16 protein-coding genes are annotated in these 19990 nt (G+C 66.1%); 10 read left to right on the top strand and 6 right to left on the bottom strand.

The genetic code is table 11. The features are described 5' to 3' along the window. Nucleotides 1–35 precede the first annotated feature (35 nt). Genes rlmN through ACZ5AC_RS15520 form a run of 5 tightly spaced genes read left to right on the top strand, consistent with a single transcriptional unit; the run spans nt 36 to nt 4486 of the window. On the top strand, nt 36–1100 hold the full coding sequence (gene rlmN / locus ACZ5AC_RS15540) for a dual-specificity RNA methyltransferase RlmN (protein ID WP_464248479.1): 1065 nt from the start codon (nt 36–38) through the stop codon (nt 1098–1100). Nucleotides 1101–1102: 2 nt separating this feature from the next. After that, the gene (gene hisI, locus ACZ5AC_RS15535; protein WP_464248478.1) at nt 1103–1480 is read left to right on the top strand and encodes a phosphoribosyl-AMP cyclohydrolase; all 378 of its coding nucleotides are present in this window, start codon (nt 1103–1105) and stop codon (nt 1478–1480) included. Continuing rightward, nucleotides 1480–2361 carry an ATP phosphoribosyltransferase gene (gene hisG / locus ACZ5AC_RS15530; RefSeq protein ID WP_464248477.1) on the top strand — a complete coding sequence of 294 codons (882 nt, stop codon included), beginning with the start codon at nt 1480–1482 and terminating at the stop codon, nt 2359–2361. Before hisI ends, hisG begins: the two co-directional genes overlap by 1 nt. 39 nt (nt 2362–2400) lie before the next feature. Then, complete coding sequence (locus ACZ5AC_RS15525) at nt 2401–3168, top strand: tetratricopeptide repeat protein (protein WP_464248476.1); 768 nt, start codon at nt 2401–2403, stop codon at nt 3166–3168. Further along, a complete protein-coding gene (locus ACZ5AC_RS15520) occupies nt 3125–4486 on the top strand; it encodes a B12-binding domain-containing radical SAM protein (RefSeq protein WP_464248475.1) in 1362 nt (453 codons plus the stop codon). The genes ACZ5AC_RS15525 and ACZ5AC_RS15520 overlap by 44 nt, the downstream gene beginning before the upstream one ends. Here ACZ5AC_RS15520 and nhaR read toward each other — a convergent pair. Then, nucleotides 4473–5411: a transcriptional activator NhaR gene (gene nhaR, locus ACZ5AC_RS15515; RefSeq protein WP_464248474.1), complete on the bottom strand. Its 939-nt coding sequence runs from the start codon at nt 5409–5411 to the stop codon at nt 4473–4475. The genes ACZ5AC_RS15520 and nhaR overlap by 14 nt on opposite strands. A gap of 176 nt (nt 5412–5587) precedes the next feature. Here nhaR and purE point away from each other — a divergent pair, with 176 nt between their 5' ends. Further along, nucleotides 5588–6082 (top strand): 5-(carboxyamino)imidazole ribonucleotide mutase, encoded by a 495-nt coding sequence (gene purE, locus ACZ5AC_RS15510; RefSeq protein ID WP_464248473.1) that lies wholly within the window; start codon nt 5588–5590, stop codon nt 6080–6082. Continuing rightward, nucleotides 6079–7155, top strand: coding sequence for a 5-(carboxyamino)imidazole ribonucleotide synthase (locus ACZ5AC_RS15505; RefSeq protein WP_464248472.1), 1077 nt, complete (start codon nt 6079–6081; stop codon nt 7153–7155). The genes purE and ACZ5AC_RS15505 overlap by 4 nt, the downstream gene beginning before the upstream one ends. Nucleotides 7156–7204: 49 nt before the next feature. On the opposite strand, the gene ACZ5AC_RS15500 is transcribed toward ACZ5AC_RS15505, so the two are convergent. Further along, nucleotides 7205–7780 carry a hypothetical protein gene (locus ACZ5AC_RS15500; protein WP_464248471.1) on the bottom strand — a complete coding sequence of 192 codons (576 nt, stop codon included), beginning with the start codon at nt 7778–7780 and terminating at the stop codon, nt 7205–7207. A 296-nt stretch (nt 7781–8076) separates the two neighbouring features. On the opposite strand from ACZ5AC_RS15500, the gene ACZ5AC_RS15495 reads away from it, so the two are divergent. Together ACZ5AC_RS15495 and ACZ5AC_RS15490 are read left to right on the top strand one after the other, a co-directional pair. Next, nucleotides 8077–10578 (top strand): 2-oxoacid:acceptor oxidoreductase family protein, encoded by a 2502-nt coding sequence (locus tag ACZ5AC_RS15495; RefSeq protein ID WP_464248470.1) that lies wholly within the window; start codon nt 8077–8079, stop codon nt 10576–10578. 175 nt (nt 10579–10753) lie between these two features. Continuing rightward, the gene (locus tag ACZ5AC_RS15490; protein ID WP_464248469.1) at nt 10754–13156 is read left to right on the top strand and encodes an acetate--CoA ligase family protein; all 2403 of its coding nucleotides are present in this window, start codon (nt 10754–10756) and stop codon (nt 13154–13156) included. 3 nt (nt 13157–13159) lie between these two features. Here ACZ5AC_RS15490 and ACZ5AC_RS15485 read toward each other — a convergent pair whose 3' ends face one another. The 4 genes from ACZ5AC_RS15485 to ACZ5AC_RS15470 all read right to left on the bottom strand — a co-directional run bounded on the left by ACZ5AC_RS15485 (nt 13160) and on the right by ACZ5AC_RS15470 (nt 17905). Next, nucleotides 13160–13735, bottom strand: a complete 576-nt coding sequence (locus ACZ5AC_RS15485; protein ID WP_464248468.1) for a four helix bundle suffix domain-containing protein — start codon at nt 13733–13735, stop codon at nt 13160–13162. A gap of 107 nt (nt 13736–13842) precedes the next feature. Next, a complete protein-coding gene (locus tag ACZ5AC_RS15480; RefSeq protein ID WP_464248467.1) occupies nt 13843–14988 on the bottom strand; it encodes a geranylgeranyl reductase family protein in 1146 nt (381 codons plus the stop codon). 22 nt (nt 14989–15010) lie between these two features. Next, the gene (acs, locus tag ACZ5AC_RS15475) at nt 15011–16957 is read right to left on the bottom strand and encodes an acetate--CoA ligase (RefSeq protein ID WP_464250620.1); all 1947 of its coding nucleotides are present in this window, start codon (nt 16955–16957) and stop codon (nt 15011–15013) included. Nucleotides 16958–17047: 90 nt separating this feature from the next. After that, complete coding sequence (locus tag ACZ5AC_RS15470) at nt 17048–17905, bottom strand: LytR/AlgR family response regulator transcription factor (RefSeq protein ID WP_464248466.1); 858 nt, start codon at nt 17903–17905, stop codon at nt 17048–17050. A 274-nt stretch (nt 17906–18179) separates the two neighbouring features. Between ACZ5AC_RS15470 and lepA the strand changes: the two genes are divergently transcribed. Next, the gene (lepA, locus tag ACZ5AC_RS15465) at nt 18180–19982 is read left to right on the top strand and encodes a translation elongation factor 4 (RefSeq protein WP_464248465.1); all 1803 of its coding nucleotides are present in this window, start codon (nt 18180–18182) and stop codon (nt 19980–19982) included. The last annotated feature ends 8 nt before the right edge of the window (nt 19983–19990 follow it).

Here is a 19990-nt window from a genome sequence, read left to right as displayed (position 1 = left end):
CCTTGTGCCTTTGCGATTCCGGACAACGCGGCAGCATGCGCAACATTCTCGAACTGACCTACCCTGAACTCGAAGAGGCCGTCCGCGCCATGGGCCACCAGGCCTTCCGCGCCCGGCAGCTGTGGCAGTGGCTGTGGCGCAAGGGCGTGCGCGACTTTTCGGACATGACCAACATCGCCAGGGATTTCCGGGAGCAGCTCGCGCGCGAGTGGTCCCTCGGCTGGCCCGAGGTGGTCGAAACCCAGCAAAGTTCCGACGGCACGGTCAAGCTCCTGCTGCGCCTGACCGACGGGGCCCTGGTCGAGACCGTGCTCATCCCGGACAAGGACCGCTACACCCAGTGCCTGTCCTGCCAGATCGGCTGCCCCATGGGCTGCACCTTCTGCAGCACGGGGCTCATGGGCTTCGTGCGGAACATGTCGGGCGGGGAGATCGCGTCCCAGGTGCTGGTGGCGCGGGAGCATCTGCGCGCCCACGGCCTGGCCGACGAGGTCAAGAACCTCGTGTACATGGGCATGGGCGAACCCCTGACCAACTGGGAGGAGGTGCGGCGCAGCCTGCAGATCCTGTCCCACCCCGAGGGCCTCGAGTTCTCGCGGCGGCGCATCACCCTCTCGACCTGCGCCATCAAGGGGAAGCTCGGCGTCTTCGACACGGAAGGCCTGGCCCTGCCGGCCATCTCCCTGCACGCCCCGACCCAGGAGATCCGCGAGCAGCTCATGCCCGGCGCCGCGCGCTGGCACATCGACGACCTGATCAAGACCCTGCAGGAGATGGAGCTCAAGCCCAGGGAGAGGGTGACCATCGAGTACATCCTCATCAAGGGCGTGAACGACAGCCTGCAGCACGCCCGGCAGCTGGTGCGCCTGCTGTCGCATCTGAAGTGCAAGATCAACCTCATCGCCTACAACCCCGGCCCGGGCATCGGGTTTGCCGCGCCCGCGCCCGAGGATGTGCTGGCCTTCGAGGAGCTTCTGCGCAAGAAGGGCTTCACCGTGACCTTGCGCAAGAGCAAGGGGCAGGATATCGCGGCGGCCTGCGGCCAGCTCAAGACCGAGGCCGAACGCCGCATGAATTCGACGCATGAACAAGGACAATAGGAATGGAACAGCCTGATTTCGAGAAGTGCGGTGGCCTCGTCCCGGTCATCGCCCAGGACGCGGCCAGCAATGAGGTGCTCATGCTCGCCTACATGAACGAGGACGCCTGGAACGAGACCTTGCGCACCGGCGAGGTCCATTACTACAGCCGCAGCCGCAAATGCCTGTGGCACAAGGGCGGGACCTCGGGCCACGTGCAGAAGGTGCGGTCCATCCGCATGGACTGCGACCGGGACACGGTGCTGGTGAAGGTGGAGCAGATCGGCGGCGCGGCCTGCCACACGGGCCGCAGAAGCTGTTTTTATCGTGAACGGGATGCAGAGGGGCAGTGGTCCGACTGCTCCCCAATGGTGTTCGACCCCAAGGAGGTTTACAAATAATGGCTGAAGGAAAACAGATGCGCATCGGGATTCCCAAGGGTTCCCTGGAAGAGGCCACGGTCAAGCTTTTCGCCAAGGCTGGCTGGAAGGTGACCTCCCACCACCGGAACTACTTCCCTGAAATAAACGACCCGGAACTGACCTGCTCCCTGTGCCGCGCCCAGGAGATGGCCCGCTACGTGGAAAGCGGCCTGCTTGACGCCGGCCTGACCGGCAAGGACTGGATCCTGGAGAATCAGTCCGACGTGGTCATCGTCGACGACCTGATCTACTCCAAGGCCAGCAACCGCCCGGCCAAGTGGGTCCTGGCCGTGGCCGGCGACTCCCCCTACCGCCGTCCCGAGGATCTGGCCGGCAAGAAGATCGCCACGGAGTTCGTGGGCTTCACCCGTCGCTATTTCCAGGACGCCGGCATCCCCGTGGAGGTCGAGTACTCCTGGGGCGCCACCGAGGCCAAGGTGGTTGAGGGGCTGGTCGACGCCATCGTCGAGATCACCGAGACGGGCACGACCATCAAGGCCCACGGCCTGCGCATCATCGCCGAGCTGCTGCAGACCAACACCCAGCTCATCGCCAACAAGAACGCCTGGAACGATCCCTGGAAGCGGGCCAAGATCGAGAACATGAACACCCTGCTGCAGGGGGCGCTGCGGGCCGACAAGCTCGTGGCCCTGAAGATGAACGCTCCGTCCGAAGCCGTGGACAAGGTCATGGAGCTGCTGCCGAGCATGAATTCCCCGACCGTGGCGCACCTGCACAATTCCGACTGGCTGTCCATCGAGACCGTGGTCGAGACCTGCCAGGTCCGCGACCTGATCCCGAGGCTGCAGTCCGTCGGGGCCCAGGCCATCATCGAGTACTCCCTGAACAAGGTCATCTAATCCGGGGCCCCCGATCCGGGGGCCGCCCAGGAGACGTCCATGAAGAAGTTCGCGCTGGTTTGTCTTCTCTGTCTGGCCCTTGCCGGGTGCGGGGCCAAGGCCGGTTCCAGGGGGATGTCCTCAGGCAGCATCACTCCCAAGGAAGTGGACCTGCGGCTCAACCTGGTCGAGTCGCACATCAGCGGCCGCCAGTACCAGATCGCCCTGCAGGAGCTCATCAAGGTCGAGAGTTCGGCCGACCACCTGTCGCGATACCATTTCGACGCCGGCCTCATCTACCTGGGCCTGGACGAGCTGGATAAGTCCCGCGAGGGCTTCGCCAAGGCGGTGGAAATCGACGAGGACTTCGCCGAGGCCTGGAACAACCTGGGCAAGGTGCTGGAGGCCCAGGGCAAGGATGCAGAGGCCGAGGCCGCCTATCGCAAGGCCTTCGGCATCCTGACCTACGTCACGCCCGAATTCGCGGCCTACAATCTCGGCAGCCTCCTGCTGCGCACGGGGCGGGCCAAGGAGGCCGAGGACTTCGGCCGCAAGGCCCTGGCCCGCAACTGGCGGTACATCCCGGCCTACAAGCTGCTCTCGGACGCATTCATCGCCCAGAACCGCATGGACGATGCAGAGTCGGTCCTCAAGAGCGGGCTGGAGGCCGACATGAGCAGCACCTCGACCATGCTGGCCCTGGCCGAACACCAGGTCCGCATCGGCAAGACGCTGGAAGCCAAGGAGCTCTTTGAGCGCATCGCCACCCAGTACCCCAAGTCCGGTGAAGCCAGAGCGGCCCGGGATTACCTGGACCTCCTGCAGTGACGGCTCCGGGGACGGCCCGCGCGTCCTCGGCCTGAACCCCTGGATCCACGACTTCGCGGCCTACGGGCTCTGGTCCCGCCCGGCCGGGCTGCTGGCCGGCCTGCACATGCTGCGGGCCGCCGGCGCGCGCGTCGCCCTCATGGACTGCCTGGACCGCGCCTGGTCCCCGGACTCCTGGCCCAAGGCCCGTCTCACGGGCCAGGGCCCCTACCCCAAGACCCCGCTGCCCACGCCCGCCGCCCTGCATGGTGTGCCGCGCCGGTACAGCCGCTACGGGCACCATCCCGACACGGTGCGTGACGCCCTGCGGAGCCTCTCCCCTGTCCCCGATCTCGTCCTCGTGACCACGGTCATGACCTATTGGTACCCCGGCGCAGCCGAGGCCCTACGCATGGTCCGCGAAATCTGGCCGCGCGTCCCCGTGGTCCTGGGCGGCGTCTACGCCACGTTGTGCCCGGAGCACGCCGCAGGCCTGGGGGCTGACCTGGTTCTGCCCGGCCGCATGGAGGAGCCGCATGTCTGGGAGCGGCTCTGGGGGCTTCTGGGCGGCGGGGTTCCATCCCTACCCGAGGCTGCGGGCCTGGAGCTGGCCCTGGACCTGTACGAGAGTCCGGCATTTTCCATCATTCTCGGTTCCCGAGGCTGCCCTTTCCGGTGCGCGTACTGCGCCAGCGGGAGCCTCCACCCCGGATTCCGGCAGGCCCGGGCCGAAGATGTGCTGGCCGCCGCACGCCGCGAGTATGCGCGCGGCGTGCGCGATTTCGCCTTCTACGACGACGCGCTGCTCGTGTCGCCGCAGACGTGGCTGTGGCCGCTGCTGGACTGGTTCGAGGGAAAGGGCGCGCGCCTGCACACGCCCAACGCCATGCACGTGCGGTACCTCACGCCCGAGGTCTGCGCGCGGTTGAGGAGGGCCGGGTTCAGAACGATACGGCTGGGGCTCGAAACCGAGGATTTCGAGCATCGTCGGGACGTCAAGCTCTCGCGGGAGCAGTGGGAGGCGGGCGTCGCGGCCCTGAGCGGGGCCGGATTCGGCCCCGGGGAGGTGGCGGCCTACATCCTCTTCGGCCTGCCGGATCAGGACCCGGGCGAGGTGGAGCGGACCATCGCCCTGGCCAGGGCCTGGGGCGTGCGGCCGGAACTGGCCCATTTCACGCCGATCCCGTCGAGCCCCCTCTTCGACCGGGCATGCGAGGTTTCGCCCTGGCCCCTGCGCACGGAGCCGGTTTGCCAGAACAATTCCATCTGGCCCTGTGTTCCGGGCGGGTACTCGCCGCAAAAGGCCCGCCGCTGGCAGGAACTGCTCACGAAGGTTTGAGGGTTTCGGCGGGCTTTGACTCCCGCGGGTCTTCGACGAACAGATCAAGCCGGGCGTGCTCGCTCACGGCCATGACGGCCGGATGCTTCAGGCGTCGTTCCGCCGAAATGGCGTAATATCTCACGTCAATGTCATGGGCCTTGCCAACGGCCTCCACGCCGTACAGGCGCGGCACCTCTTCGTCCATCACGCTCGGTGCGGGAAACAGCCCGAGGCCGGCCTGGCCGAAGGTCTTCATCAGTGCCGTGTCGTCGAATTCCCCCACCACCTGCGGTTGTATGGCGTGCTCGTCGAACCACCTGCCGAGAATGCCGTGCGGCGCGGCGCTGCCCGACGGGATGAGCAGGGGCGCCCCATCCAGCGATTGCGGAAATCCGGGGCCGAAGCGGCGCGCCAGGGCTTCGGTGCCGAAGAAGGTGACTGCGCAGCGGCCCAGAAGATGGTTGTAGCCCTTCACCCCCAGCTCCGGAGGGAGCTTGCGGTCCGCGATGACGAGGTCGAGCTTGTGTATGGCCAGCTCGGCGAAGAGGTTTTCCAGCCTGTCCCTGTGGCAAAAGAGACGCACGGGCCTGTCCAGGCGCAACGCAGGGGCCAGGAGCCGGAAGGCGATGGACTTCGGCACCGGCTCAGCCAGACCTACGCGAAACGGCAACGCCTCTTCAGGCGGAGAGTTTTTCAGGATGTCGGACAGTTCCTTGCCGATCTGGAATATCTCGTCGGCGCGGGACAGGACCAGTTTGCCGGCTTCGGTGATTTCAAGCCGCTTCCCCGACCTGCGGAACAGAGAGATGCCCAGGTCCTTTTCCAGTTCGCCGATCTGCCCGCTCAAGGTCTGGGGAGTCAGGTGCATCCGGACGGCGGCGCGTCGGATGCCCCCCGCCATGGCCACGTTCCAGAAATAATAGAGCTGCTTGTAGTTGAGCATGTTTGGGACTCGTTTTGTCAATTTTTGCCGAACAATTCATCAAGTAAATACGAATTTACTTGATGCAAAAAAATGATAGGCGCAAGAGCTGGGTTGCGGGCTGGCAGGCTCGATGACGGCTTCAGGCCGCAGAGAGGTTTCGCCGGGCCGGAAACATGATCCAAGGAGGGAGCGGAATGACTCCGATAGTTGGCGTGATCATGGGGTCCTCGTCCGATTGGGAAACCATGCGGCATTGCGCGCAGACGCTTGAATTGTTGACGATTGCGCACGAGGTGCGCGTGGTTTCGGCGCACAGGACGCCTGATCTCCTTTTCGAATACGCGTCAGGAGCCGAGGGGCGGGGCCTCGAGGTCATCATCGCCGGCGCCGGGGGCGCGGCGCACCTGCCCGGCATGGTGTCGGCGAAAACGCTGCTCCCCGTTCTGGGCGTCCCGATCCGTTCCAAGGCGCTGAACGGCCTGGACTCCCTGCTATCCATAGTCCAGATGCCGGCCGGTGTGCCCGTGGGGACCCTGGCCATCGGCCGGGCCGGCGCGGTCAATGCGGCTCTTTTGGCCGCCAGCATCCTCTGCGCCAGGCATCCCCGGCTGCGCGAGGCCCTGGCCGGATACCGGCGGGGTCAGACCGAAGCGGTCCTTGCCAATCCCGTCCCCGGGACGGAAGCATGATCATCGGGGTTCTCGGCGGCGGACAACTGGCCCGCATGCTCGCCCTCGCCGGGTTGCCGCTCGGCTTCCGGTTCGTGTTCTTCGATCCCGCGACAAATCCCTGCGCGGCGCCGCTCGGAGAGCACATGCAGGGCGAGTTCACCGATCGGTTCAAGCTCGAGCTTTTTGCCCGCCGAGTGGACGTCGTGACCTTCGAATTCGAGAACATCCCCCTGGAATGCATCGAGTTTCTCTCGGCACGAACGGTCGTGCACCCTGGCCCCGGGGCCCTGGCCTTGTCCCAGGACAGGCTGCTCGAGAAACAGCTCTTCCGTGAACTCGGCATTCAAGCCCCTGTCGTGCGGGGCGTGGATTCTCTGGAAGCACTCGAAGCGGCGGTCATGGAGATCGGGCTGCCCGCAGTGCTCAAGACCCGCACCCTCGGGTACGACGGCAAGGGGCAGCACGTCCTGCGCGGTCCCGACGATGTCGCCAAGGCCTGGCAGCTTCTGGGGGGATTTTCCCTTGTCCTGGAGCGGCTGGTGGAGTTCGATCGCGAAATCTCCATCCTCGCGGTCAGGCGTGCTTGTGGAGACATGGCCTTCTATCCCCTCAGCGAGAACGTGCACCAGGCAGGGGTACTGCGTTTTTCGAGGAGCTGCCCGGACGATCCGTTCCAGGGCCTCGCGGAGGAGATGGCGGGAAAGCTGCTGCGGCGTCTGGATTATGTCGGGGTTCTCGCCCTGGAGCTCTTTCAGGTGGGAGAGACGCTGCTGGCCAATGAGATGGCCCCCCGGGTGCACAATTCAGGGCATTGGACCATCGAAGGGTCCGAGACGAGCCAGTTCGAGAACCATTTGCGTGCCATCGCGGGGCTCCCGCTGGGGAAGACCGCAGTGACCGGCCATTCGGCCATGGTCAATTTCATCGGCAGGAAGCCTGACCTCGCGAAGCTGCTGGCCCTGCGCGGTCTGCACGTGCACCTCTACGGCAAGTCGGAGCGGCCTGGCCGCAAGGTCGGGCACGCCACGCTGTGGTGCAGGAGCAAGGGGGCGTTCACGGAGGGGTGCAGGGCATTGCGATCCCTGTATTGACTCTCGAGGCCGGTTCGCGCCTCGTCTGGGCGGTGCGGGACGAGGGTGCCTATTCGGCGTCGACCCGCAGCAGATCCTCGTCTTCCAGGTCTTCGGGGTATTCCCCGGAATCAAGGTCGCAGAAGCCGAAGCCCACGGAGCACATGGGCAGCCCAAGGAGTTCCACCAGGCTCAGGTGACGGTCCACGGCCAGGGAGAAACCGCAGTCCTGATCGGGGCAATGCAGGATCTCGCTGATCTCCTCGCTCGTGACGTCGGTGTTGAACAGCTGCGCCAGGAGCTCGGGCTTGCCGCCCAGGCTTTTGCCCCTGCCGTCGTGGTCCAGGGACGGGGCTGCGGATTTGTAGGTATCCACAAGTTCACCGTCCGAGTACAGCCAGTAGCAGAACCGCTCTTCGTCTACTGTTTTGACGGCAAGAGCCGGGCACCCGAAGTAACCCGACAGGTCTTCGGCCAGATCGGTCAGGATGGAGGGCTCACCTTCGTCGCTGTCCATCTCGTAGACGGTGGTCAGTCCGTCCTCGGTCGGCGAGACGAAGGCCGACTTCCCCTGGTTGCCGAGTTCCTGCAGAATATCCTGCGCCTGCGGACCTTTGAGCGTGATGTTTGCGTAGATGGTTCCCATATGAGGTTTCTTCAAACAGATTCTTGGTGAAGATGCAAGCCTGTGGATAACGTGTTTCGGATAATCGATAATATAGGATATCCTTCTGTTTTTTAACCGGATTCGTGGTGTTTTCGAGGCCATGTCGAGAAAGCGGCGCGTGCTTTCGGGGGCTTGAGAAAGGCCGAAGCTTCGCGTACCGGCAGACGACGGGGGGCGCGCGATGCGGCCGGCGGTTCCGGCTCCCTCCGTCAGGCCGGCGCGGCCCATGCGTACAGGTACGACTATTCGATGTCTTTTCATACTTTGGAGGATTCATGAGTGCAGTGAAGGCGATGTGTACGGACAAGGCGGGCAAGGGTGTGGTCATCCAGGGCAACATGGCCTTCGCCGTGGGGTGCGTGCGGGCGGGAATCCATGCCGCGGACGGCTATCCGGGCACGCCCAGCACCGAGGTCATCGACAAGGGCCTGTCCCAGGTCCAGGACATGATCACCGTGGGCTGGTCCGTGAACGAGGCCGTGGCCGCGGGCGTGGGCTTCGGCCATACCCTGGCCGGCAGCGATTGCGTCGTGACCATGAAGATCCCCGGCCTGTTCCAGGCCGCCGACGTCATCACCAGCGCCGCCTTCTACACCGGCCGGCGCGGCAGCCTCGTCTACTACATCGCCAGCGACTACACGCCCAGCTCCACCCAGCATCTGGTGGACCCCCGCTATGTGCTCAAGAGCTGCTGCGTGCCGGTCTTCGAGCCGCGCAGCCATCAGGAAATGCACGAGGCCGCGCGCATCGCCGCCGATCTTGGACGACAGTTCAACACCCCCGTGGCCGTCATCGCCTCGGGCGTGCTCTGCCACAGCGAAGGGCTGGTGCGGCTCATGGACACGGCCGTGCGCGAAAAAGCGCCCCTGCCCGAAAAGATGAGCGATTTCATCACCCTGCCCAACCGGGCGCGCATGTTCCACGACCAGGTCCGCACTACGCGCATCCCGGCCCTGCGCAAGATGGTCGAGGAAAGCGCGCTGAACACGTGGACCAAGGGCGACGGCAGCGTCGGCATCATCACCCACGGCGTGAACGGCCTCTTCGTCGAGGAGGTCAAGGCCGCCACGGGCAAGAACATCGACGTCCTGTCCCTGGGCTTCACCTACCCCCTGCCCATGGACCTCATCCGCCGCTTTTGCGAGAGCGTCTCGGGCCCCGTCTTCGTCATCGAGGACGGCTACCGCTTCATCCAGGAGAGCATCCTGGCCGAAGGCATCGCCGTTGAGGGCAAGGGCCAGGACGAGACCGTCACCGAGTGGTCCCCGGCCCTCATCGCCGCCCGCCTGGGCCTGGCCTCGCCCGCCGGTGCGTCCAAGGTGGCCAGCCTGCCGCGCCCGCCCATGATCTGCGCGGGCTGTCCGTACCGCCTGTTCGGCCAGATCGTCGGCAAGATGCGCAAGAAGGGCAAGCTCGAAGCAGTGTTCGGCGACATCGGCTGCAACACGCTCCTGCACTTCCTGAACGCCATGGACACGGCCCTGGCCATGGGCGCCAGCGAAGCCAAGCGTCTGGGCTACGTCCTGTCGCGGCCCGAGGCGGCGAGCAAGTGCCTGGCCGTGCTGGGCGACGGCACCGAGTGCCACAGCGGCATGGACGCCACGCGCAACACCATCTTCCGCAACATCCCGGGCGTGAAGGTCATCCTCAACAACGAATGGACGGCCATGACCGGCGGCCAGCCCTCGCCGACCTCCCCGGCCAACCTGGCCGGCGACCCCAACGTCTTCGACCTGAACGGCAGCCTCAAAGCCCATGGCGCCAACGTCGTCGAGGTCAGCGGCTACGAGAAGAAGGATCTCGAAAAGGCTCTGAAAAAGGCCCTGTCCGACGCCGAGGCCGGCACCTTCACCACCCTCGTGGTCACGGGCACCTGCATCCGCAAGATGCCCAAGGAGTCCTACGGCGTGAAAATGGCCGTGGACCCCGAGCTGTGCATTCGCTGCGGCATGTGCCAGATCTGCTCCGGCATCGAGGCCGACGCCGAAGGCCTGCCCTTCTTCAACAACATCTGCACGGGCTGCGTCAGCCAGAACCCGGCCTGCGCCCAGATGTGCCCCAAGGGCGCCATCGCCCCGGCCCGCGACCAGAGCGCCTGCGGCCTGACGACCTGCCCGGAGCTGCCCGCGCCGCCCGAGTCAATAGACCTCCCGGCCGTGACCGGTGGCCTGCCGCCCTTCCTGTCCGTGGCCATCCGCGGCGTGGGCGGCCAGGGCAACCTCTTCTTCGGCCGCGTCCTGACCCAGCTGGCCTACCTCCTGGGCTACGACAGGCAGAACATCGTCAAGGGCGAAACCCACGGCATGGCCCAGATGGGCGGGCCCGTCATCAGCACCTTCGCCTGCGGCAGCGTCCATTCGCCAGTGCTCATGCCCGGCACCACCCAGTGCCTGGTCAGCATGGAGCGCAGCGAAGTCTTCCGTCCCGGCTTCCTGGACATGCTCCGGCCCGGCGGCACGGTCATCCTGGCCGACACGGCCATCATGCCCCCGCTCTTCAAGGCCGAGAACTACCCCTCGGTCGAGGCCGTGCGCCAGGCCCTGGACGGGTACAAGGTCATCGACGTCGACGTCCTGGGCACCGCCCTGGGCCTGGGCGACCCCACGGGCCGCTGCGCCAACGTGGTCATGATCGGCGTTTTGAGCACCCTGCCGCCCTTCGACTCCTTCCCCACGGAGTACTGGCTGCAGGCCCTCAAGAACGTCAGCCCCAAGCCGGCCGTCTGGCAGGCCAACTACGCCGCCTTCCTGGCCGGGCGGGAGTTGGGGGGGAAGTAGGGGGGAATGCCTCCGGCGGGCAGGGACGCGGTCCCTGCACCCTTGTGTCTCATCGTAAGCGGGCTTCGGCCCGCTTTTTTCGTGGCCGGGCTTCTCCGCCGATCTTGATCCCGTGGTTCGCACGGGGCATAACGGGCCGTCGTCCGCAACCTCTTGCCGCGAGCTGGGATACGCCATGCATACCCCCGACTATATCGATTTCGAAGCCATCACCGCCCTGTTCCGCGAAGCGCAGCTGGAAGGGCGGGACTTTCTGTACGAATACGAGGTCTACACCCTGCTTGCCAGGTCAGGGGCCGAGACCCCGCCCAGGGCCAACCTGCTGGTGCGCGGCGCGCGACCGTCGGACGAGGAACTGGCCGCCATGCCCGGCGACAGGGCGGTGCTCAAGATCGTCTCCCCGACCATCGTGCACAAGACCGAGGTCGGCGGCGTGCGCATCGTGCCCAAGACGCCCGACGGCGTGCGCTCGGCCCTGCGGCGCATGCTCTACGAGGTGCCCGAGAACTACGCCGCCTGGATCGAGCGCCACCCCGACGCGGCGCCGCCGTCTTACCGCGGCCTGTCCGGCCAGGGACTGGTGGCGGCCATCAGCCGGGACCTGAAGGGCGTGCTGCAGGTCCAGTTCATGCCGCCCGACTCCGACGCCTTCGGCAACGAGCTCATCGTCGGCCTGCGCCGCACGCGCGAGTTCGGCATGGTGCTTTCGGCTGGCCTGGGCGGCACGGACACGGAACTCTACGCCCAGCGCTTCCGCAAGGGCCAGGCCATCGTGGCCGCGTCCACGGCCCTGACCGACGGCGAGGCCTTCTTCGAACTCTTCCGCCAGACCATCTCCTACAAGAAGCTGGCCGGCCTGACCCGCGGCCAGCGCCGCATCGTCGGCGACGACCAGCTCATCGAGTGCTTCGAGAGCTTCATCTCCATGGCCAACTTCTATTCCCCCGAAAACCCCGACGCGCCTTTCGTCATCGAAGAGCTCGAAATCAACCCCTTCGCCTTCACGGACTACCTCATGGTGCCCCTGGACGGCATGTGCCGCTTCTCCCTGCCCGGCAGCCGGCCCGTGGCGCGGCCCGTGGGCAAGATCGGCAACCTCCTGCACCCGGAACGCATCGGCATCGTCGGCGTCTCGGCCACGCGCCGCAATTTCGGGCGCATCATCCTCGACAACGTCCTGGCCCAGGGTTTCGCGCCCGAAAACGTGACCATCCTGCGCGAGGGCGGGCCCGATGAAAGCGGCGTGGCCTGCGTGCCCGGCCTGGCCAGCCTGCCGCATAAGCTCGATCTGCTGGTGGTGGCCGTGAACGCGGCCCAGGTGCCGGATCTGGTGGAGGAGGTCATCGCGCGGGATGCGGCCAGGGCCGTCATGCTCATCCCCGGCGGCATGGGCGAGACCGAGGACAGCCGCGAGCGGGCCGCGCAGGTCATGGCCCGCATCGATGCGGCCCACGGTCAGGGCGACGGCGGGCCCGTGTTTCTTGGCGCCAACTGCATGGGTGTTGTTTCGCGGCCCGGCCGCTACGACACGTGGTTCATCCCCGAGGAGAAGCTGCCGCGGGAGCGCGGCAAGCCCTACCGCCGGGCGGCCCTGGTCAGCCAGAGCGGAGCCTTCATGCTGCACCGCAGCAGCCAGTGCCCGGAACTGGCCCCGGCCTACATGATCTCCATGGGCAACCAGACGGACCTGACCCTGGGCGACATGGTCAGCTATTTCAAGGACTCGGACGAGGTGGACGTCATCGCCGTCTACGCCGAAGGCTTCAACGACCTCGACGGCCTGGCCTTCTGCCGGGCCGTGCGCGAGGCGGTGCTTAAGGGCAAGGAAGTGGTCTTCTACAAGGCCGGCCGCACCCCCGAGGGCAAGTCCGCCACCAGCGGCCACACGGCCTCCCTGGCCGGGGACTACATGGTCTGCGAGAGCTGCGTGCGCCAGGCCGGGGCCATCGTGGCCCAGAACTTCAACCAGTTCCAGGACCTCTTCCTCCTGGCCGAGACCCTGCACGGCAAGAAGATCCGCGGCAACCGCCTGGCCGCCGTCAGCGGCGCGGGCTTCGAGGCCGTGGGCATGGCCGACTCCATCCAGAGCGACGACTACGCCATGCAGCTGGCCCCCTTTGCGCCGGACACGGTCGAGAGGATCGGGGAACTGCTGCGGGAGAAGCGGCTGGACAAGTTGGTCAGCGTGGCCAACCCCCTGGACATCAACCCCTCGGCCGACGACGAGGCCCATGCCCGCGTGGCCGCCATCCTGGCCGAAGACCCGGGCGTGGACGCGGTCATCCTGGGTCTGGACCCGCTCTCGCCGGTCATGCACACCCTGGCGGACACGGGCGTGCCGGCCTTCGACCTGGGGGCCGAAGGGGGCATCGCGCAGCTTCTGCCGGAGGTTGCCAGGCTGAGCGACAAGCCCGTCATCGGCGTCATCGACGGCGGCCGCCTCTACGACCCCCTGCGCGACGCGCTCATGGCCGGCGGCGTGCCGGTCTTCCCGGTCTGCGACCGGGCCGTGGCCGCCCTGGCGCAGTACATCCAGGCGAGGCTCTACGCCGACCTGCTGCGGGGCGGATTGGGTTGAAGCTTATGGGCGGCGATTTGAGCGGAGGCGGTGCAGCCGCTCGGTGAACCCGCCCTCCTGAAGGAAGGTGTCGGCCTGGGCGGATAGCTGGCGGTCCAGGAGGTGGCAGGCCAGATTGAGGAGGGACAGAGCGGCGTTGGCAGCAAGGGCTTCTGGGGGGACAGGAGGGATGGACGTTGTGGACTGACACGGACGAACACGGACGGGCACGGACCCCGGAACTGCCTGGGCGTCTTGGTTTTTGTCCGTGCCGGTCCGTGAAAGTCCGTGCCCGTCCATTGCCTTTTGCCTGTCCATTTCTTCCCTGACCCACTGCCGCACCTCATCAAGCGTCGCGCAGCGCCTCTCCCTGAACCGCACCAGCGCCGGGTGCCCCGGCTCCAGTTCTGGCAAACCGCGCTGCCGCAGAAAATCCTCATAATCCAGGCGCAGCTCTTCCAGGCTGGCCCTGGCCACGTTGGTCAGCTTCAGCTCCATCTTCCTCGACGTGCCCGAAGCCTGGCTGCCCTCGGCGATGTTCTGCACGCCCGAGCGCGCTGCCTGGACCATCTGGTCATGGGTGCGGCTGCGTCTGTCCACGAAGCGTTCACAGAACAAGAACCGTCACGTCGTAAGCCAACTGCGCCACCCGGAAGCTTTTCAGGCTCCGGTAGCCGCCGTGCTTCGGGAGGAGCGCCTCCTGCATCTCAGAAGTCCCACTGTTTTTTCCTGCCCCAATCATACGAACGCATGCCGTGCACCATCTCGGCCAACGCTCCGCCGCGCAGCCGGAAATACCGCCCCAGGTTCCGCGGGTTGATCCTGTTCAGGCCGTAGAGGATCCAGCGCAGGCGGTTGGCCCCGCGCATTTCGGGCATGACGTGGCGCCTGATGCGCTCGCGGTAGGCCGGCCCTGGGTGGAGGCCCTTTTCCAGGGCGTCGGCCAGGGCCTCGCCGGCGTACCAGCCTGTCAGCAGGGCGTAGAAGATGCCCTCGGCCAGAAGTGGGTCGGCGTAGCCGCCGGCGTCCCCGGCAAGCAGGACGTTGCCGTGGACCGGGTCCTGGAGGGCGTTGCCGTAGGGGATGGGGTGGCCTTCGAGGGCGTGTCGCCGCAGAAACGCGTCGGGGGTCTCGACATGGAGGTGGCGCAGGAACGCCTTGAAGGTTTCGCGGAAATTTTCGCCGTTCCGGCGCAGGCCGCAGACGCCCATGACCATCCCGGCGCTGTTCGGGAAGACCCAGCCGTATCCCGTGGGCAGGAAGCCTGCGTGCAGTTCCGGGACGTCGGTGATTCTCGGCGCGGCTTCGCGCGGCACGGTGATCTCGATGGCCGCGGCGAGGTTCCTCTGCCAGCGCTCCCGGGCCAGGCCGAAGCACTTGCGGGCCACGGAGTTGACCCCGTCGGCGCCGAGCACGAAGCGGCCGCGGAACTCGCCCTGTTTCGTGCGCACGTTCCCTTGGGGGGAACAGCCGGTGATTTCGTGACGGTGGAGGATTCGCGCCCCGGCCGTCAGGGCCTGGTCCAGCAGGAACGCGTCGAAGCGGGCGCGGCGCACGAGGTGGAACGGGTAGGCCAGCCGGTCCCGGATCAGCGGATGCCCGTCGAGATGGAGCGCGAAACCGCCGGCCACGGTGTCCACGACGCCTTCGCGGATGAGGTCATCAGCGGTGCGGCCGTGCAGGCTCTCCAGCAGGCGCATGCTCTTCCAGGTCAGCAGGCCGCCGCAGAGCTTGGGGCGCGGGAACGCGGCCTTGTCCAGCAGCAGGACGTCGAAGCCCCGCCGGGCCAGGACCAGGGCCGCGGTGCTGCCCGCGGGCCCGGCCCCGGCGATGATCACGTCGGCTTGGTGCACGTTCCTGGCGTCCTTGGCGGGATCAGTCCTCGGCGATGGCCGTCATGTCGATGTCGACGCCGGCCTCGCGGGCCTTGAGGACGCGTCGCGCGATCTTGCCGCTACGGGTCCGCGGCAGGGCGTCCACGAACTCCACGGAGCGGATCACGGCCACGGGACCCACCTCCTTGCGCAGGTGGGTCTTGAGCATGCGGATGATCTCGTTGCGGTCGTCCAGGGCCGCGAACTCGGGCTGCAGGACCACGAAGGCCTTGGCAACCTCGCCCTTGATCTTGTCCGGGATGCCGATGACGGCCGCGTCGGCCACGGCCTTGTGGGACAGGAAGGCGTTCTCCACCTCGACGTTGCCGATGCGGTGGCCGGCGATGTTCATGATGTCGTCGGAACGGCCGTGAATCCAGACGAGCCCGTCCTCGTCGCGGGTGGCGATGTCGCCGGCCCAGTACTTGCCGGGGCCCAGGGGCCAGTAGGCGGTCTCGAAGAGTTCGGGCTTGCGGTAGACGTCGAGCAGCATGGCGGGCCAGGGCTTCGTCACCACGAGGTTGCCGGCCATGCCGTTCTCCACGGGCTGGCCGTCGTCGTCGACGATGTCCACCTCCACGCCCGGCATGGGCCGGTGCACGGAGCCGGGCTTGAGGACCGAGACCGGGAAGGGCGTGATCATGCACCCGCCCGTCTCTGTCTGCCACCAGGTGTCCAGGATGGGGCACTGGGAGTGGCCGATGTGCTTGTAGAACCACAGCCACGTGTCCGGCGCGATGGGCTCGCCGACGCTGCCCAGAAGGCGCAGGGTCGAGAGGTCGTGCATGCGCGGGTATTGGTGCCCGTAGCGCATGAGCATGCGGATGACCGTGGGCGCGGTGTAGAGGATGGTCACCCCGTAGCGGGCCACGATGTCCCACATGCGGTCGGCCTGGGGGTAGAGAGGGTGGCCTTCGTACATGACCGTGGTCGTGCCGGCGATGAGGGGGCCGTAGACCACGTAGCTGTGCCCCGTGATCCAGCCCATGTCGCCCGTGCACCAGAAGATGTCCGTGGGCTTGATGTCGAAGACCCAGTCCAGGGAGCGGTGCAGGCCGACCATGTACCCGCCGTGGCCGTGGACGATGCCCTTGGGTTCGCCCGTGGTGCCCGAGGTGTGCAGGATGAAGAGCGGGTCGTCGGCCTCCATGATCTCCGTGGCCGCGTCGGAGCGTTCCTGGCGGACCAGGGCGTCGTACCAGATGTCGCGGGCTTCGCTCATCTCGACGTCGAGCTTGGCGCGGTTGACCACGACCACGGTCTCCACGCAGTCGCAGCCGCCCACCAGGGCCTCGTCCACGGTGGCCTTCAGGTTGATGATGCGGCCGTTGCGGTAGAAGCCGTCGGCCGTGACCACCAGCTTGGCCTCGACCTCGGTGACGCGCTGGCGCAGGGCCTTGGCCGAGAAGCCGGCGAAGACCGCGCAGTGCACGGCCCCGATCTTGGCGCAGGCCAGCATGGCCATCATGGTCTGGGGGATGAGCGGCATGTACAGGACCACGCGGTCGCCCTTGGCCACGCCCAGGGAGCGCATGGCGTTGGCCAGCTTGTTCACCTCGCGGTAGAGTTCGTAGTAGGTGTATTTCTTGGTGTCGCCGGCCTCGCCTTCCCAGATGAGGGCGAGCTTGTTCTTGTTGGCCGTCTCGATGTGGCGGTCCAGGGCGTTGTAGACGATGTTGCACTGGGCGCCCTTGAACCAGCGGTAACGCGGGGCGTCGGAGTCGTCGAGGACCTTGTCCCACTTGCGGAACCAGTCCAGCTCCTGGGCCGCGTCCTCCCAGTAGCCGAGATGGTCGGCGCGGGCCGAGGCCTGGGCCGTGGCGAACTCCTGCGGGTTGACGTTGGCCTCGATGACCAGTTGGGGCAGGGGGCGGAAGACGAGCTCCTCGCTGTATGCCATGTCGGATTCTTTCATGGCCTTCTCCTTGCGCGGCAGGCCGCGATTCATGCCGATGCGTCTTTCCATGATGCTCTACTCGATTTGCGTTGCGGGCCAAGCCTGTTCTCGGCTAGCGGCCGTGTGGGGCAGGTGAGCGCCCTAGAGTTGCAATATTTTCTTCAGTTCGCCGATGCGGCGGCGGCTGACGGGCAGCTCGATCTTCTTGCGGCCGGCCGTACGCAGCATGAAATTGCCGCCGGGCATGGACGCGATCTCCGTGACCATGTCCAGGTTGACCAGGTACTTGCGGTGCACGCGGCAGAAGCGGTGGGGCCGCAGGCGCGCCTCCAGGTTCTTCAGGCGGTAGGAGGTCAGGAAACGGTCCTGGGCAGTGTGCACGAAGCTGTAGTCCTCGTAGGCCTCCACGTAGACGATCTGCGTGTAGGGGACGAGGATGTGGCGGCCCTCTTGGTTGACGGGGAGCTTCTCGATCTCGGGCGGCCGCTCGCGGCTCATGTCCCAGGCCTGGCGCAGGGCGTTGACGAAGACCTCTTCCTCGTCCTCGCCCATGGACAGCTGCAGGGTCTCTTCGGGGATCTGCTCGCGCGTGCGCAGGGGCTGCGTCGGCGGGGCGGCCTTCTTGCGCGGCAGCAGGGGCCGCAGGCGCTCGATGGCCCGGGCGAAGCGATTGGCGTTCACGGGCCAGAGCATGTAGTCGGCCGCGCCGAGCTCGAAGGCGGTGAAGGCGTGATCCTCTTCCGTGGCCAGGAAGATGAGCGCCGGAGGGTCGTCGCCCTGGGCCAGGTGCGCGGCCAGCTCCATGCCGCTGACGCCGTGGGGCAGCTCCGTGCCCATGAAGAAGACGTCGTAGGGGATGAACGACAGCATCTCCAGGGCCTCGAAGGAGGTCACCGCTTCCCCGAGCACGGTGATCTCCTTGACAGGATCGAGCATGTCCCGCAATTGGGACCGGACTTGCGGGTCCGGGTGCAGCAGCAGAGCTTTGAGTTTGGGCATGATGCCAGCCTGGTCGCGGGTAATGGGGCAACCGATCATATATCCTTGATTTCCAACGAGCTCAAGTTCCCAGCTTGCGAGGCGCCCCGGCCTCTTCCCCTTTTCCTCAATCCCGGCGGAATTGTTCCCCAACCAGCTGGAACCAGAAGGTTTTTTCGGCCCTGTCCCGAAATTTTCCCAGCTCCGGGGCCGTTGGACAACGCTCGCGAAATCACATATTGAAAAACGTTTATATCCGTAATGAACGGGAGCTTCGACCTCCCCGCAAGGACATATGGCCAAGCAAGAACACATCAGAAATTTCAGCATCATCGCTCACATCGACCACGGCAAGTCCACCCTGGCCGACAGGATCATGGAGAAGACCGGCCTCATCTCGGATCGCCAGAAGAAGGACCAGTACCTGGACCGCATGGAACTGGAGCAGGAGCGCGGCATCACCATCAAGGCCCAGAGCGTGCGCATCCCCTACAAGTCCAAGAGTGGGCGCGAGTACATCCTGAACCTCATCGACACGCCCGGGCACGTGGACTTCTCCTACGAGGTGTCCCGCAGCCTGGCGGCCTGCGACGGCGCGCTGCTGGTGGTCGACGCCACCCAGGGCGTCGAGGCCCAGACCCTGGCCAACGTGTACATGGCCTTGGACAACGACCTCGAGGTCCTGCCGGTCCTGAACAAGATCGACCTCCCGAGCGCCGAGCCCGACCGCGTGGCCGAGGAGATCGAGGAGGTCATCGGCCTCGACTGCACGGATGTCGCCAAGGTCTCGGCCAAGACGGGCCTGGGCGTGGAGGATCTGCTGGAGCGCCTGGTGGAGCGCGTCCCCGCGCCCAAGGGCGACACCGACGCGCCGCTCAAGGCCCTGATCTTCGACTCCTGGTACGATTCCTACCAGGGCGTGGTCGTGCTCTTCCGCGTCATCGACGGCACGATCAGAAACGGCCAGCGCGTGCAGATGTGCGCAACGGGCAAGAAATTCGAAGTGACCAGGCTCGGCGTCTTCTCTCCCGAGGCCATGGACATCAAGGAACTGGGGCCCGGTGAGGTGGGTTTCCTCTGCGCGGCCATCAAGGAACTCAAGGACGCCCAGGTCGGCGACACCGTCACGGACCCGGACCGTCCCACGGATTCGCCCTTCCCCGGCTTCAAGACCATCAAGCCCATGGTCTTCTGCGGGCTCTACCCCGTGGAGCCGGCCGAGTACGACACGCTGAAGTCCTCCCTGGAGAAGCTGCAACTGAACGACGCGGCCCTCCACTACGAGCCCGAGACGTCCCAGGCCCTGGGCTTCGGCTTCCGCTGCGGGTTCCTGGGCCTCTTGCACATGGAGGTCATCCAGGAGCGTCTGGAGCGCGAGTTCCAGGCCAAGCTCATCGCCACAGCCCCTTCGGTCATCTACCGGGTGACCCGCACCGACGGCGAGACCTTCGACATCGACAACCCCAGCAACCTTCCCCCGCAGGAGAAGATCGCCTCCATCGCCGAACCCTTCGTGCGCATGGAGATCCACGTCCCCAACGACTACGTGGGCAACGTGCTGGGGCTGTGCGAGGAGAAGCGCGGCATCCAGAAGGACATGCGCTACATGACCTCCACCCGCGTGGTCATCAGCTACGAGTTGCCCTTCTCGGAGATCGTCTACGACTTCTTCGACCGTTTGAAATCCGTGACCAAGGGCTTCGCGTCGCTTGACTACGAAGTCATCGACTACCGCCAGGCCGACCTGGTCAAGCTCGACGTGCTCATCAACTCCGAGCCCGTTGACGCCATGGCCGTCATCGTGCACCGCTCCAACGCGGCCTACAGGGGCCGGGCCCTGGCCCTGAAGCTCAAGCGCGTCATCCACCGCCAGCTCTTCGAGATCATCATCCAGGCGGCCATCGGCAGCAAGATCATCGCGCGTGAGCGGGTCTCCCCCATGCGCAAGAACGTCACCGCCAAGTGCTACGGCGGCGACATCACCCGCAAGCGCAAGCTTTTGGAAAAACAGAAGGAAGGCAAGAAGCGCATGAAGCGCATGGGCAGCGTGGAAATTCCCCAGGAAGCGTTCCTGGCCGCCCTCCAACCGGACGAATAGTCCAGACA

This window comes from Desulfomicrobium aestuarii (assembly GCF_055385525.1).
Note: the sequence above shows the minus strand (reverse complement) of the source record. Positions and strands in the feature narration are given on the sequence as shown.

Excerpts from the sequence above, each read along its gene's own strand:
- ACZ5AC_RS15495 (WP_464248470.1), top strand. The coding sequence starts at position 8,077 with ATGAGTGCAGTGAAGGCGATGTGTACGGACAAGGCGGGCAAGGGTGTG.
- ACZ5AC_RS15490 (WP_464248469.1), top strand. The coding sequence starts at position 10,754 with ATGCATACCCCCGACTATATCGATTTCGAAGCCATCACCGCCCTGTTC.
- ACZ5AC_RS15505 (WP_464248472.1), top strand. The coding sequence starts at position 6,079 with ATGATCATCGGGGTTCTCGGCGGCGGACAACTGGCCCGCATGCTCGCC.
- ACZ5AC_RS15500 (WP_464248471.1), bottom strand. The coding sequence starts at position 7,780 with ATGGGAACCATCTACGCAAACATCACGCTCAAAGGTCCGCAGGCGCAG.
- lepA (WP_464248465.1), top strand. The coding sequence starts at position 18,180 with ATGGCCAAGCAAGAACACATCAGAAATTTCAGCATCATCGCTCACATC.
- ACZ5AC_RS15525 (WP_464248476.1), top strand. The coding sequence starts at position 2,401 with ATGAAGAAGTTCGCGCTGGTTTGTCTTCTCTGTCTGGCCCTTGCCGGG.
- rlmN (WP_464248479.1), top strand. The coding sequence starts at position 36 with ATGCGCAACATTCTCGAACTGACCTACCCTGAACTCGAAGAGGCCGTC.
- acs (WP_464250620.1), bottom strand. The coding sequence starts at position 16,957 with ATGAATCGCGGCCTGCCGCGCAAGGAGAAGGCCATGAAAGAATCCGAC.
- ACZ5AC_RS15470 (WP_464248466.1), bottom strand. The coding sequence starts at position 17,905 with ATGCCCAAACTCAAAGCTCTGCTGCTGCACCCGGACCCGCAAGTCCGG.
- hisG (WP_464248477.1), top strand. The coding sequence starts at position 1,480 with ATGGCTGAAGGAAAACAGATGCGCATCGGGATTCCCAAGGGTTCCCTG.
- hisI (WP_464248478.1), top strand. The coding sequence starts at position 1,103 with ATGGAACAGCCTGATTTCGAGAAGTGCGGTGGCCTCGTCCCGGTCATC.
- purE (WP_464248473.1), top strand. The coding sequence starts at position 5,588 with ATGACTCCGATAGTTGGCGTGATCATGGGGTCCTCGTCCGATTGGGAA.
- nhaR (WP_464248474.1), bottom strand. The coding sequence starts at position 5,411 with ATGCTCAACTACAAGCAGCTCTATTATTTCTGGAACGTGGCCATGGCG.